At 69.5% G+C, this 12,800-nt stretch carries 8 protein-coding genes and 1 tRNA gene; 4 read left to right on the top strand and 5 right to left on the bottom strand.

Features of this window, described 5'->3' with window-relative positions:
* Window positions 1-123 precede the first annotated feature (123 nt).
* The 4 genes from ACFW9O_RS31275 to ACFW9O_RS31260 form a co-directional block, all read right to left on the bottom strand.
* Window positions 124-1,515 (bottom strand): OFA family MFS transporter, encoded by a 1,392-nt coding sequence (locus tag ACFW9O_RS31275; protein ID WP_384614002.1) that lies wholly within the window; start codon window positions 1,513-1,515, stop codon window positions 124-126.
* 126 nt (window positions 1,516-1,641) lie between these two features.
* Window positions 1,642-3,798 carry an acetate--CoA ligase family protein gene (locus tag ACFW9O_RS31270; protein WP_384614000.1) on the bottom strand — a complete coding sequence of 719 codons (2,157 nt, stop codon included), beginning with the start codon at window positions 3,796-3,798 and terminating at the stop codon, window positions 1,642-1,644.
* A gap of 2 nt (window positions 3,799-3,800) precedes the next feature.
* Window positions 3,801-5,039 (bottom strand): formyl-CoA transferase, encoded by a 1,239-nt coding sequence (gene frc, locus ACFW9O_RS31265; RefSeq protein WP_384613998.1) that lies wholly within the window; start codon window positions 5,037-5,039, stop codon window positions 3,801-3,803.
* Window positions 5,040-5,055: 16 nt separating this feature from the next.
* On the bottom strand, window positions 5,056-6,747 hold the full coding sequence (locus ACFW9O_RS31260) for a thiamine pyrophosphate-binding protein (protein ID WP_384613996.1): 1,692 nt from the start codon (window positions 6,745-6,747) through the stop codon (window positions 5,056-5,058).
* 166 nt (window positions 6,748-6,913) lie between these two features.
* On the opposite strand from ACFW9O_RS31260, the gene sucC reads away from it, so the two are divergent.
* From sucC to ACFW9O_RS31245, 3 genes are all read left to right on the top strand, one after another.
* Window positions 6,914-8,050 carry an ADP-forming succinate--CoA ligase subunit beta gene (gene sucC, locus ACFW9O_RS31255; protein WP_384613994.1) on the top strand — a complete coding sequence of 379 codons (1,137 nt, stop codon included), beginning with the start codon at window positions 6,914-6,916 and terminating at the stop codon, window positions 8,048-8,050.
* Window positions 8,051-8,052: 2 nt separating this feature from the next.
* Entirely contained in the window at window positions 8,053-8,934 is an 882-nt protein-coding gene (gene sucD, locus ACFW9O_RS31250; protein WP_384613992.1) for a succinate--CoA ligase subunit alpha, read from the top strand.
* Window positions 8,935-9,458: 524 nt separating this feature from the next.
* Complete coding sequence (locus tag ACFW9O_RS31245) at window positions 9,459-11,024, top strand: aldehyde dehydrogenase family protein (RefSeq protein ID WP_384613991.1); 1,566 nt, start codon at window positions 9,459-9,461, stop codon at window positions 11,022-11,024.
* 13 nt (window positions 11,025-11,037) lie between these two features.
* On the opposite strand, the gene ACFW9O_RS31240 is transcribed toward ACFW9O_RS31245, so the two are convergent.
* The gene (locus tag ACFW9O_RS31240; RefSeq protein ID WP_384614020.1) at window positions 11,038-12,381 is read right to left on the bottom strand and encodes a DUF2254 domain-containing protein; all 1,344 of its coding nucleotides are present in this window, start codon (window positions 12,379-12,381) and stop codon (window positions 11,038-11,040) included.
* Window positions 12,382-12,590: 209 nt separating this feature from the next.
* Between ACFW9O_RS31240 and ACFW9O_RS31235 the strand changes: the two genes are divergently transcribed.
* A tRNA-Leu gene (locus ACFW9O_RS31235) sits at window positions 12,591-12,678 on the top strand.
* The last annotated feature ends 122 nt before the right edge of the window (window positions 12,679-12,800 follow it).

The following is a 12,800-nucleotide window of genomic DNA, read 5'->3' as shown; positions in this document are numbered from 1 at the left end:
CCGCCCCAGCCCCCTCCCGCCCCGCATCGGTGCGCGGTGCGGGGCCGACCGCGGACCCCCCATGTGTTGGGGACCCCGGTCCCTCGCCCGGCCCCCCACACGTATGTGCCGTCGGGTGGGCGATCAGTCGCTCTCCCGGCTTATCGGGGAAGGGTTGGCCTTCACCAGCAGCTGGCCCTTCCGGTCGCGTCCGGGTGCCGCCAGGAACAGGGCGAGGAATCCCGCGAAGAACGAGATGCTGCCCGCCAGGATGAAGGCGCCGTTGAGCCCCCAGGCGTCGACGACCAGGAAGCCCATGCCCGCCCCGAGTCCGGACACGAGCTTGGAGCTGTAGACCATGCCGTAGTTGGTGGCGTTGTTGTTCTCACCGAAGTAGTCCGCGGTCATCGCGGCGAACATCGGGAAGATGGCGCCGCCCCCGAAGCCGGAGACCGCGGAGAAGAACAGGAACAGGGGCAGGCTCTTCAGCTCGGCGGCCCAGATGATGCCGAACTGGGCGAGCCCCAGGATGACGCAGACGTAGAGCAGGCACTTCTTGCGGCCGTAGAGGTCGGAGAGCCAGCCGATGACGCCGCGCCCGGTGCCGTTGACGATCGCCTTGAGCGACATGGCGGTGGCCACGATCCCGGCGGCGAAGCCCGCTTCCTGGCCGATGTCGATCTGGAAGGCGATACCGAAGATGTTCACGCCGGACGTACACGCGAGACAGCACCACATCAGCGCCACACGGCCGGTCCTCCAGGCCTCGCCCGGGGAGAACTGCTTGACGGCCGGCGGGTTCTTCTCCAGCGAACGCCGGGCCCGCGGGTCCTCGGGCGGGTTGAGCGGGTCGACCTCGGCGGGCCACCAGTTCTTCGGCGGGTCACGGAAGAAGAAGCCGGCGCAGGCCACGAGCGCGGCGAGGAAGACGCCCACCGAGACCAGGACCCACTTGAAGTTGGTGATGTCCATGAACCCGGTGAAGATGAAGACGAACGGCACCGATCCGTAGGCGAAACCGCCGTTGACGAAGCCCGTCTTGCCGCCCCTGCGCTCTGGGTACCACTTGCCGACCATGTTGACGCAGGTGGCGTACACCATGCCCGCGCCCATACCGGAGAACACACTGAAGCCGATGTACGCGAAGATCACGTGCGGCGCGTACGCCAGTGAGAGGTAGCCGAGGAGGGTGCCCGTCGCGCCGAGCATCATCGCCCAGCGGGCCGGCAGCCTGCCGGTCTCCCGCAGCCTGCCCGCGGGCATCGCGACCGCGGCCTGGAAGAACACCCAGACGGTCATCATCCAGTAGATGTGACCGCTGTCCCAGTTGTGCGCGTGGTGCAGCGTGTCCTCCGCCGACGCGAACGCGTACTCGGCCGAACTGATGCCCATCATGCCGATCCACGGCAGGATGACCATCCACTTGCGCTTGCGGCCCATGATGTCGACATCGGTCTCGCCGATGCGGTACACGCGCCCGTTGGCGTCCGTCACCTCCCTGAAGGGGACGGGTGTGGAGATGTCAGTTGTCGTCATTGTCGATCGAACCCCTTGCGTGGAAGAAGTCTGGCCAGCGCCCCCTGCCCGTTCTCACTTCGCGTCGCGCGCGGGGTCCACGGCCGAGCGGTCAGCCGCAGACCCCGTGGTCCGAGTCCTCTCAGGTCATCGCCCACCGCCCAACAGGCCTGCCGCGCGCGCCCACCGGTACTTGGCGCCCAGCACGGCCACCGGCCTCTCCGTGGTGTACGGGTACGCGACGACACCGTGCTCGTAGAGGTACTGGCACGCCTCTTCCACTTCCGTGTCTCCCGCCAGCGACGCCACCACCGGCTTCTCGATGCCCCGCTCCCTGAACTCCTGGACCACCCGGGCCGTCAGTTCGGCGAAGACCATCGGGGGAGTGACGATCGTGTGCCAGTAGCCCAGCACCAGGGCGTGGATGCGCGGATCCTCCATCCCCAGCCGGATCGTCGCCTCGTACGTCGACGGCGGCTCGCCGCCCGTGATGTCGATCGGGTTCCCGGCCGCGCCGAACGGCGGGATGAACGCCTTGAAGGCGGCGTCCAGATCGGGCGGAATCTCCATCAGCGAGAGCCCGTTGTCGACGATCGCGTCCGACAGGAGCACACCCGAACCGCCCGCACCGGTGATGATGACGACGTTGTCGCCCTTCGGCGCCGGCAGCACCGGCAACGCCCGTGCGTACTCGAGCATGTCGTTCAGCCCCGGCGCCCGGATCACCCCCGCCTGCCGCAGGATGTCGTCGTACACCGCGTCGTCGCCGGCCAGCGCACCCGTGTGCGAACCGGCCGCCTTCGCGCCCGCGGTGGTGCGCCCGGCCTTCAGCACCACGATCGGCTTCTTCGGTACGGTCGCCCGCGCCGCCTCCACGAACGCGCGGCCGTCCTTGAGGTCCTCCAGGTGCATGGCGATGCACCGGGTGTGGGGGTCCTCACCGAACCACGTCAGCAGGTCGTCCTCGTCGATGTCCGACTTGTTGCCGAGCCCGACGATCGCCGACACACCGGTCTTCGTCGACCGGGCGAAACCGAGGATCGCCATGCCGATGCCACCGGACTGGGAGGTCAGCGCCACCCCGCCCTTGACGTCGTACGGTGTGCAGAAGGTGGCGCAGAGGTCCTGCCACGTGGAGTAGTAGCCGTAGATGTTCGGCCCCAGCAGCCGCACCCCGTACCGCTCGCCGATCGCCACGATCTCGTCCTGCAGGCCCTGTTCGCCGGTCTCGGCGAACCCCGACGGGATGAGCACGGCATTGGGGATCCCCTTGCGCCCCACGTCTTCCAGCGCCGATGCCACGAACTTGGCGGGGATCGCGAAGACCGCCACATCCACCTCACCGGGAACGTCGGTGACACTCTTGTACGCCTTGCGGCCCAGAATGTCATCGGCCCTGGGGTTCACCGGATGGATCTCGCCCGTGAAACCCCCGTCGATGAGATTGCGCATCACCGAATTGCCGATCTTCCCCTGCTCGTTGGAGGCGCCGATCACGGCCACCGAACGGGGCTCCATCAGCCGGCGCATCGACACGAGGATCTCCTCGCGGCCGTAGGTGCGCCGTGCCTTCACCTCCTCGGTGGTCAGCAGGATGCGGATGTCCGCGGCGATCGCACCGTCCGGCGACGCGATCACGGGATTGAGGTCCACCTCCGCGATCTCCGGGAAATCCGTGACCAGCCGGGAGACCCGCCGGATCTGCTCCGCCAGCGCCCACCGGTCGACCGGTGGCGCGCCGCGCACGCCGCGCAGGATCTCCGCGGCGCGGATCGAGTCGAGCATCGACTGCGCCTCGTCCGCGGTGACGGGAGCGAGCCGGAAGGTGACGTCCTTGAGGACCTCCACCAGGACCCCGCCGAGCCCGAACGCCACCACCTTCCCGAACGTCGGGTCGGTGACCGCCCCGATGATGACCTCCTGGCCCGGCGGAACCAGCTGCTGGACCTGCACACCGTCGATCCGGGCGTCAGGTGCGTACGCCTTCGCGTTCTCGACGATCCGGCAGAAGGCGGACCGCACCTCCGCGGCGCCCGAGACCCCGACCACGACTCCGCCCGCATCCGTCTTGTGCAGGATGTCGGGGGAGACGATCTTCAGTACGACGGACCCGCCGAGACGGTCCGCGAACGCCACGGCCTCCTCGACGTCCCGGGCCAGCTCCTCGCCCGGTACGGCGATCCCGTACGCGTCGGCGACGACCTTTCCCTCCGGTGCGGTGAGTGCGCCGCGTCCCTCGCTCCGGACGGCGTCGAGCAGCGCCCGTACCTGTTGCTGTGCGTTCTCTTCGACTGTTCCGGCCATGCTCAGATGACTCCGTTCGTCTTCAGCAGCAGCAGTTCCTCGTCACCCAGACCCAGTTCACCGACGTACACCTCGGCGTTGTGCTCACCGAGCAGCGGGGACGTGAGGATCTCGACGGGGGAGTCGGACAGCTTCAGCGGGCTGCCGACGGTGGTGAACGTGCCGCGCTCCGGATGGTCGACGCGCACCACCATCTCGTTGGCGGCCAGGGACTCGTCCTCGACGATCTCCTTGGTGGAGAGGATCGGGCCGCACGGGATGTTGTGGGCGTTCAGCTCCTCCAGGACCTCCCACTTGGGGAGCGTGGCCGACCACTCCTCGATCAGCTGGAACATCTTCCCGAGCTTCGGCAGCCGGGACTCCGGCGACGCCCACTCCGGGTCCTCCGCCAGCTCCGGCCGGCCGATCAGAGCGGACAGGGGCTTCCAGCCGACGGGCTGGACGATGACGTACACGTAGTCGTTGGGGCCGCCCGGTGCGCACTTCACCGCCCATCCCGGCTGGCCGCCGCCACTGGCGTTGCCGCTGCGCGGCACCTCGTCGGCCTCGGCGGTGTCCTGGGCGTTCGGGTACTCGGCGAGCGGACCGTGCGCCAGGCGCTGCTGGTCACGCAGCTTCACCCGGCACAGGTTCAGCACGGCGTGCTGCATCGCCACGTTCACCCGCTGCCCGCGCCCGGTGTTCTCCCGCTGGAACAGTGCGGCCAGGATGCCGGCCACCGCATGGACCCCGGTGCCCGAGTCGCCGATCTGCGCGCCGGTGGCGAGCGGTGGCCCGTCCTCGAAGCCCGTGGTCGACATCGAGCCGCCCATGGCCTGCGCGACGACCTCGTACGCCTTGAAGTTGGTGTACGGCCCGTCGCCGAAACCCTTGATGGAGGCGTAGACGATCCGGGGGTTGATCTCCTGGATCCTCTCCCAGGTGAACCCCATGCGGTCCACGGCACCCGGGCCGAAGTTCTCCACCATCACATCGCTGCGCCGGATGAGCTCGGTCAGGATCTCCTTGCCGCGCTCGCTCTTCGTGTTGAGGGTGATGCTCCGCTTGTTGCAGTTGAGCATCGTGAAGTAGAGGGAGTCGACGTCGGGCAGATCCCGCAACTGCTTGCGGGTGATGTCGCCGCTCGGCGCCTCCAGCTTGACCACGTCCGCGCCGAGCCAGGCGAGCAGCTGGGTGGCGGACGGACCGGACTGTACGTGCGTCATGTCGAGGACGCGTACGCCCTCAAGAGCTTTGGTCATGCCAACGGCTCCTCTGCTACTTGTACATGGTCTGGTTCATCGTTCCGGGGGCGTACGCGTCGGGATCGACCCAGACGTTGATGAGCGAGGGCAGCCCCGACTCGCGCGCCCGCTGCAGCGCGGGGGCGATGTCCGCGGGGTCGCGCACCTCTTCGCCGTAACCGCCCAGCATCTGGGCGAACTTGTCGTAGTGGACATCGCCGAGGGTGTTGCCGACCCGCTCCCGCTCGTCGCCGTACTTCGCCTTCTGGCCGTAACGGATCTGGTTCATCGAGGAGTTGTTGCCGACGATGCCGACGAACGGGAGCTTGTAGCGGACCAGCGTCTCGAAGTCCCACCCGGTCAGGGAGAACGCGCCGTCACCGAAGAGCGCCACGACCTCCTTGTCGGGCCTGGCCTGCTTGGCGGCCAGGACGAACGGCACGCCGACCCCGAGCGTGCCCAGGGGTCCCGGGTCCATCCAGTGGCCCGGTGTGCGGGGCTGGACCACCTGGCCGGAGAAGGTGACGATGTCGCCGCCGTCCCCGATGTAGATGGAGTCCTCGGTCAGGAAGTCGTTGATCTCGCTGACGAGGCGGTACGGATGGATGGGCGAGGCGTCCGACCGGAGCTGGGGCAGCCGCTTGTCCAGCGCGGTCTGCTCGGCGGCCCTGAGCTCGTCCAGCCAGGCCTTGCGCCTCACCGAACCGCCGTTGATCCGCCCGCTCGCCGCCTCCGTGACCGCCTTCAGTACGAGTGAGGCGTCGCCGACGATCCCGAGGTCGATGTCGCGGTTCTTGCCCACCGTGCGGTAGTCGAGGTCGATCTGGACGACGGTGGCGTCCTGCGAGAGCCGCTTCCCGTAGCCCATCCGGAAGTCGAACGGCGTCCCCACGATCACGATGAGGTCGGCGTTGGAGAACGCGTACCGCCGCGAGAGCTGGAAGTGGTGCGGGTCGCCGGGAGGCAGGGTGCCGCGGCCCGCGCCGTTCATGTACGCGGGGATGTTGAGGGTCCGGACCAGCTCGGTGGCCGAGTCCGTGGCCCGTGTCGTCCAGACCTGGCTGCCCAGCAGGATGGCCGGCTTCTCCGCGTGGACGAGGAGGTCCGCCAGCTTCTCGATGTCGGCCGGGTCGCCTGCCGCGCGCGTCGAGGCCCGGTACTGCCCGGCCTCGGGCACCCGCGCCCTGTCCACCGGCACTTTGGCGTCGAGGACATCGCGAGGTATCTCCAGGAAGGAGGGCCCGGGCGCACCGTGGTAGCACTCCCGGAACGCCATCGACACCATGTCCGCCGCCCGTGCGGTGTCCGGCACGGTGGCCGCGAACTTGGTGATCGGCGTCATCATGTCGACGTGCGGCAGGTCCTGGAGCGACCCCATCTTGTGCTGGGTGTGGGCACCCTGACCACCGATCAGCAGCATCGGTGACTCCGCGCGGAAGGCGTTGGCGACACCGGTGACGGCGTCGGTCGTCCCCGGTCCCGCGGTGACGACGGCGCATCCGGGCTTACCGGTGATGCGTGCGTAGCCATCGGCGGCGTGGGCGGCAACCTGCTCGTGGCGTACGTCGACGACCTCGATGCCCTCGTCGACGCAGCCGTCGTAGATGTCGATGATGTGGCCGCCGCAGAGGGTGTAGATGCGCTCCACCCCCTCCGCCTTGAGTGCCTTGGCGACCAAGTGCCCACCGGAGATGAGGTTCTGGGTGTCGTGGCTGTCCTCAGGCATGGCGATGTCCTGTCCCTTCGTAGGGGAGTGCGGGAGCCGTTCCGCCGCTCTCGCGGTACATTGCATACAGTCGACGAATACTGTATGAAGCTTGTTATCCCGCATCCGGTGGGTGGTGTCCAGGGGGCGTGCGGCACTTTCACAATCGGCACGATCGGGAGTGGCTATGGATCTGTACGAGCACCAGGCAAGGCAACTCTTCGCGGATCACGGCATATCCGTACCGGACGCCGAGGTCGTGGACGACCCGTCCGAGGCCCGTGCGGCGGCCGAACGGCTGGGCGGCCGCGTCGTCGTCAAGGCGCAGGTGAAGACCGGCGGCAGGGGCAAGGCGGGCGGGGTGAAAGTGGCCGCGGACCCCGGGGCCGCCGTCGTCACCGCACGCCAGATCCTCGGCATGGACATCAAGGGACACCGGGTCCGGACGGTGATGATCGCCCAACCGGTGGACATCGAGGCGGAGTTCTACGTGAGCTACGTCCTGGACCGCGCATCCGGCACCTTCCTCGCCATCGCCTCGGCGGAGGGCGGCATGGACATCGAGGAGGTCGCGGCCGACCGTCCGGAGGCGGTGGCCCGTATCCCCGTCGACCCGGTCGAGGGTGTGACGGAGGCCAAGGCGGCCGAGATCGCCGCGGCCGCCGCTCTCCCGTCCGCCACGGCCCTCGTACTCCAGGCGCTGTGGCAGGTCCTCACCCAGGAGGACGCCCTGCTGGTCGAGGTCAACCCGCTGGTACGCACCACCGACGGCCGGATCCTCGCCCTGGACGGCAAGGTCACCCTCGACGACAACGCCGCCTTCCGGCAGTCCCGTTGGGGTACGGACGCCACGGACCCGCACGGGGACCAGCTGGAGGCCGCTGCCGCCGCCAAGGGCCTCAACTACGTCAAGCTCGACGGCGAGGTCGGCATCATCGGCAACGGCGCCGGACTGGTCATGTCCACCCTCGACGTGGTCGCCGGCTGCGGGGCGCGGCCCGCCAACTTCCTCGACATCGGGGGCGGCGCCTCGGCCCGTGTCATGGCCGACGGTCTCACCGTCATCCTCTCCGACCCCTCGGTGAAGTCCGTCTTCGTCAACGTCTTCGGTGGCATCACCGCCTGCGACGCGGTCGCCGACGGGATCGTCCAGGCGCTGGACGCCGTCCACCTGACGAAACCCCTGGTCGTACGCCTCGACGGCAACAACGCGGCCCGCGGCCGCGCGATCCTCGACGACCGTGCGCACCCCCTGGTCCAGCAGGTGACCACGATGGACGGCGCAGCCGACCGAGCAGCCCGACTGGCCCTGGGAGGGCACTGATCATGGCTATCTTCCTCACCAAGGAGAGCAAGGTCCTCGTCCAGGGGATGACCGGTGCCGAGGGCATGAAGCACACCCGGCGGATGCTGGCCGCGGGCACCCAGATCGTCGGGGGCGTCAATCCGCGCAAGGCGGGCCGCACCGTGGACTTCGACGACCGCACGGTCCCGGTCTTCGGATCCGTACGCGACGGAATGGACGCCACCGGGGCGGACGTCACGGTCGTCTTCGTCCCGCCACCGTTCGCCAGGGCGGCGGTCATCGAGGCGGCCGACGCGGGCATCGCCCTGGCCGTCGTCATCACGGAGGGCATACCCGTCCACGACGCGGTGGCCTTCCACGCCCACGCGCGCTCACGCGGCACGCGCATCCTCGGACCCAACTGCCCCGGCGTGATCAGCCCCGGCCAGTCGAACGCGGGCATCATCCCGGCCGACATCGCGCCGAAGCCCGGCCGCATCGGTCTCGTCTCCAAGTCCGGCACTCTCACCTACCAGTTGATGCACGAACTCCGCGAGACAGGCTTCTCGTCGGCGGTGGGCATCGGTGGCGACCCGGTGATCGGGACGACGCACATCGACTGTCTGACAGCCTTCGAGAACGACCCCGACACCGAGCTGATCGTCCTGATCGGCGAAATCGGCGGCGACGCGGAGGAGCGGGCCGCGGCGCACATCGCGCAGCACATCACCAAACCGGTGATCGGCTACATCGCCGGCTTCACCGCCCCGGAGGGCAAGACCATGGGCCACGCGGGAGCGATCGTCTCGGGCTCCTCGGGCACGGCGGCCGCAAAGAAGCAGGCACTGGAGGCTGCAGGGGTGGCGGTCGGCGCCACACCGACGGAAACGGCCAGGCTGGTGGAGGAGCGCCTGCGATCCTGAGGGCTTCCTCAAGCCCGTCCGGGCGTTTGAGAACACGCCCGAGCCCCCACGCGTGTGGGCGCCCACCCAGGCCCGTCCGGGCGTTTGAGAACACGCCCGAGCCCCCACGGGTGTGGGCACCCACCCAAGCCCGTCCGGCGTTTGAGGACATGCCCGAGCCCCACGGGTGTGGGCGCCCACCCAGGCCCGTCCGGGCGTTTGAGGACATGCCCGAGCCCCACGGGTGTGGGCGCCCACCCAGGCCCGTCCGGGCGTTTGAGGACATGCCCGAGCCCCCACGGGTGTGGGCACCCACCCAAGCCCGTCCGGGCGTTTGAGGACATGCCCGAGCCCCACGGGTGTGGGCGCCCGCTCAAGCCCGTCCGGCGATTGAGGACCGGGGCCCGGGGCGGAGCCCCGGTTACGGGAAGGGGCGGGTAGGGGACAAGGCCCGCCGCAGGCGCCCCCACCCGTTCCGCCCCCGCACCCCAACCGCCCCACCACCCGTCCCCCGCCCACGTACGCGCATCGAGAGCGGAGACCCCATGACCCCCTCAGAACCCACAACCGCACCCCCCACCCTCACCCTCAAGCCCCGCACCACCTGGCCCGAAGCCTGGCGCCGCGCACGCGCCACCGCCCCCGAGGCCTTCCAGGACGACCATGTCCGCAACCTCTGGGCCACCACCTGGCACCAGGACGGCCGCACCCTCCCCGCCACCAGCCCCATCGACAACACCCCCGTCGTCGGCCCGCCCCGCCTGGACGCGACGACCGCTCAACAGGCCGTACGGGCCTCCCTCGACCAGCACCGCGCCTGGCGCCACATCCCCCTCCCCGAACGCCGAGCCCGCGTGGGCGCCGCCCTCGACGCACTCGCCGAGCACCGAGAGCTCCTCGCCCTCCTCCTGGTCTGGGAGATCGGCAAACCCTGGCGCCTCGCCCAGGCCGACGTGGACCGCGCCATCGACGGGGTCCGCTGGTACGCCGACAACATGGACCGGCTCCTGGCCGCCCGTACCCCCCTCCCCGGCCCGGTGTCCAACATCGCCAGCTGGAACTACCCCATGTCCGTACTGGTCCACGCGATGCTCGTGCAGGCACTGGCCGGCAACGCGGTGATCGCCAAGACGCCCACCGACGGCGGCGTCGCCTGCCTCACCCTGGCCTGCGCCCTCGCCGCCCGCGAGGGCATCCCGCTCACCCTCGTCAGCGGCAGCGGCAGCGAGCTGTCCGCCCCTCTCGTCCGCTCGCCCGAGATCGGCTGCGTCTCCTTCGTCGGAGGCCGCGACACCGGCGCCCGTATCGCCACCGCGGTCGCCGACCTGGGCAAGCGGCACATCCTCGAACAGGAGGGCCTCAACACCTGGGGCATCTGGAACTACTCGGACTGGCCGTCCCTCACCGCCGTCATCCCCAAGCTCTTCGACTACGGCAAGCAGCGCTGCACCGCCTACCCCCGCTTCGTCGTCCAGCGGACCCTCTTCGCGGAGTTCCTGGAGGCCTACCTCCCCGCCGTCCGCTATCTCCGCACCGGCCACCCCCTCGCGGTGGAGCACCCCTCCGACCCGCTGCCCACGCTGGACTTCGGCCCGCTCATCAACGCCACGAAGGCCAAGGAGCTCGCCGACCAGGTGGCCGAGGCGATCGACCGGGGAGCGGTTCCCCTCCACCAGGGATCAGCGTCGGACGCCCGGTTCCTCCCCGGCCAGGACACCAGCGCCTACCTCCACCCCGTCACCCTGCTCAACCCTCCTCCGTCCTCCCCGCTGCACCACGCGGAACCCTTCGGCCCGGTCGACACGATCGTCCTGGTCGACACGGAGGCGGAGCTCCTGGCCGCCATGAACGCCTCCAACGGGGCACTGGTGGCCACCCTGTCCACCGACGACCCGGCCACTTACGACCGCCTGGCCCCGCAGATCCGCGCCTTCAAGACCGGCCACGGGAAGCCCCGGTCGCGGGGTGACCGCGACGAGCTCTTCGGCGGCTTCGGTGCCTCCTGGCGCGGTGCGTTCGTGGGCGGCGAGCTGCTCGTCAGGGCGGTGACCGAGGGCCCGGCGGGGGAGCGGCTGCCGGGCAACTTCCCGGACTACCACCTCATGCCGTGACCGCCCGAAGGCGTCAGCCGATCCCCTGACGGTCCGGGTACAGGGCGAACGCTCGCTCCGCTGCCTCGGGCACGGTGCGCTCCACGGCCTCCACCAGGAGCGCACGGTGCCTGAGCAGCGGCTGCCTCCGTTCCTCGGCCGCGAGGACCAGCAGATCGTCGAGCCCGGCCAGCAGCCGCCGGGTGACCTGCGGGTTTCCGGCCGCGCATCCCCGGATCTCCTCGAACGCGAGATCCACCAGATCCGACCAGCCAGGCACCTCCTGGACGAGTCGCACCGCGCCCCGCCGGTCCCGGTGGTGCAGTGGCCCGAGCGGCAGGCGCACGGCGACGGCAAGGAACTGCACCATGCGGTCCAGGCACTGCACGGCGGTGGTCGGATCGTTCACGGCCGGCGACAGGGCCCGCAGAGCGATGTCCGACAATTGCCGCAGCCCGAACGCCGGGTCCCGGAGCGCCGTCCGCTCGACACCGACGGAGACCGCGTACTTCAGGGTGTACGGAGGTGGCGCCGCTCCACCGTGCACGGCCAGCACCGGCATTCCCGGCACCATGAAGTCCCCGATCCGCGGGATCAACCGCAGCACCACCCCGCGCCGGCGTGCGGCCCGCACCAGCCGGGCCACATTCACATCCCTCACGACCCCGGCCCGCGCCCGGTGCATGACCCGCGTCGTCTCGGGTTCGAGAGGGGCTTCCTCCGGCTCGCCTCCGGGCTGGCGCTCCAGAGCCCGGAACGACTCGTGGGCGATGTGGTCGACGACGGGTCCGACCCGCATCAGCCGCAGCGTGGACGAGACGAAGGCGATGAACAACAGCAGGCTCAGGCCGACCATGCCGAGCGTCAGCGTGCTCTGCAGAAGAGGTACGGAGGTGACCCGCCGGGGATTCGCGGAGGCACCGCCCTCGTACGACGTCAGTACCAGCAGCGAGAACGCGAACGTCGCCAGGAACACTGTCAGGGTGAGCTTGGTGATCCGGCTCCGTACGAAGATCCGGACCACGCGTGGAGTGAGCTGCCCGCTCGCCATCTGCACGGCCACCAGCGAGATACTGAAGACGACCCCGATGAAGGTCATCATGGCCGCGCTGATCGTGGTGACGATCAGCCTGGTGTCCTGGGCGAACGCGAGGAGGTCCGCGATTTCCTCGTACGCCTGTTCCTCCTTCAGGTGGGCGACGATCTTCGTGTCCACCTCGGCGAGGACCCACCACAGTACGAAGGCGCACACCAGTCCCACGGTCGGCGTGAACCAGAACGTGTCGCGCAGACGCTCGCGCAGGGAGGCCAGCGCGCGGGGCTGCGATGCGCGGGGCGGCAGCCAGCTGCGATCACTCGGGCCGCTCTTGCCGCTCATGCCACTCGTGCCACTCATGCCCGCGAAGGTAGCCCGGACAACTCCTCGTACACGGCAGGCGACAGACCGTACGCGCGTCGGCGCCTGTCGGTGGTCCATGCCCACCCGCACCGCACTGACCACCGAAAATGCAGGTGAGAGGCACCCCAAACCCCTGGTATTGTTTTCTTTGTCGCCACGGGGAACACACCGTGAACGACAGACACCTTGTCCGGGTGGCGGAATGGCAGACGCGCTAGCTTGAGGTGCTAGTGCCCTTTATCGGGCGTGGGGGTTCAAGTCCCCCCTCGGACACCAGTGCGGAACGTTCGTAAGAGCGGGTACGTGCACGCATTGCCGGTCGAGTCCCAGGACTCACCGGCAATTCGTCGTTCCTGGGGCCTCGCTCGCGTGATCGGGGAGGCCGAGGGTGGTGCCGG

The organism is Streptomyces sp. NPDC059499 (genome assembly GCF_042749285.1).
Lineage (GTDB): Bacteria > Actinomycetota > Actinomycetes > Streptomycetales > Streptomycetaceae > Streptomyces.
Note: the sequence above shows the minus strand (reverse complement) of the source record. Positions and strands in the feature narration are given on the sequence as shown.

Coding starts and splice junctions, on each gene's coding strand:
- ACFW9O_RS31275 (WP_384614002.1), bottom strand. CDS start 1,515: ATGACGACAACTGACATCTCCACACCCGTCCCCTTCAGGGAGGTGACG.
- ACFW9O_RS31270 (WP_384614000.1), bottom strand. CDS start 3,798: ATGGCCGGAACAGTCGAAGAGAACGCACAGCAACAGGTACGGGCGCTG.
- frc (WP_384613998.1), bottom strand. CDS start 5,039: ATGACCAAAGCTCTTGAGGGCGTACGCGTCCTCGACATGACGCACGTA.
- ACFW9O_RS31260 (WP_384613996.1), bottom strand. CDS start 6,747: ATGCCTGAGGACAGCCACGACACCCAGAACCTCATCTCCGGTGGGCAC.
- sucC (WP_384613994.1), top strand. CDS start 6,914: ATGGATCTGTACGAGCACCAGGCAAGGCAACTCTTCGCGGATCACGGC.
- sucD (WP_384613992.1), top strand. CDS start 8,053: ATGGCTATCTTCCTCACCAAGGAGAGCAAGGTCCTCGTCCAGGGGATG.
- ACFW9O_RS31245 (WP_384613991.1), top strand. CDS start 9,459: ATGACCCCCTCAGAACCCACAACCGCACCCCCCACCCTCACCCTCAAG.
- ACFW9O_RS31240 (WP_384614020.1), bottom strand. CDS start 12,381: ATGAGCGGCAAGAGCGGCCCGAGTGATCGCAGCTGGCTGCCGCCCCGC.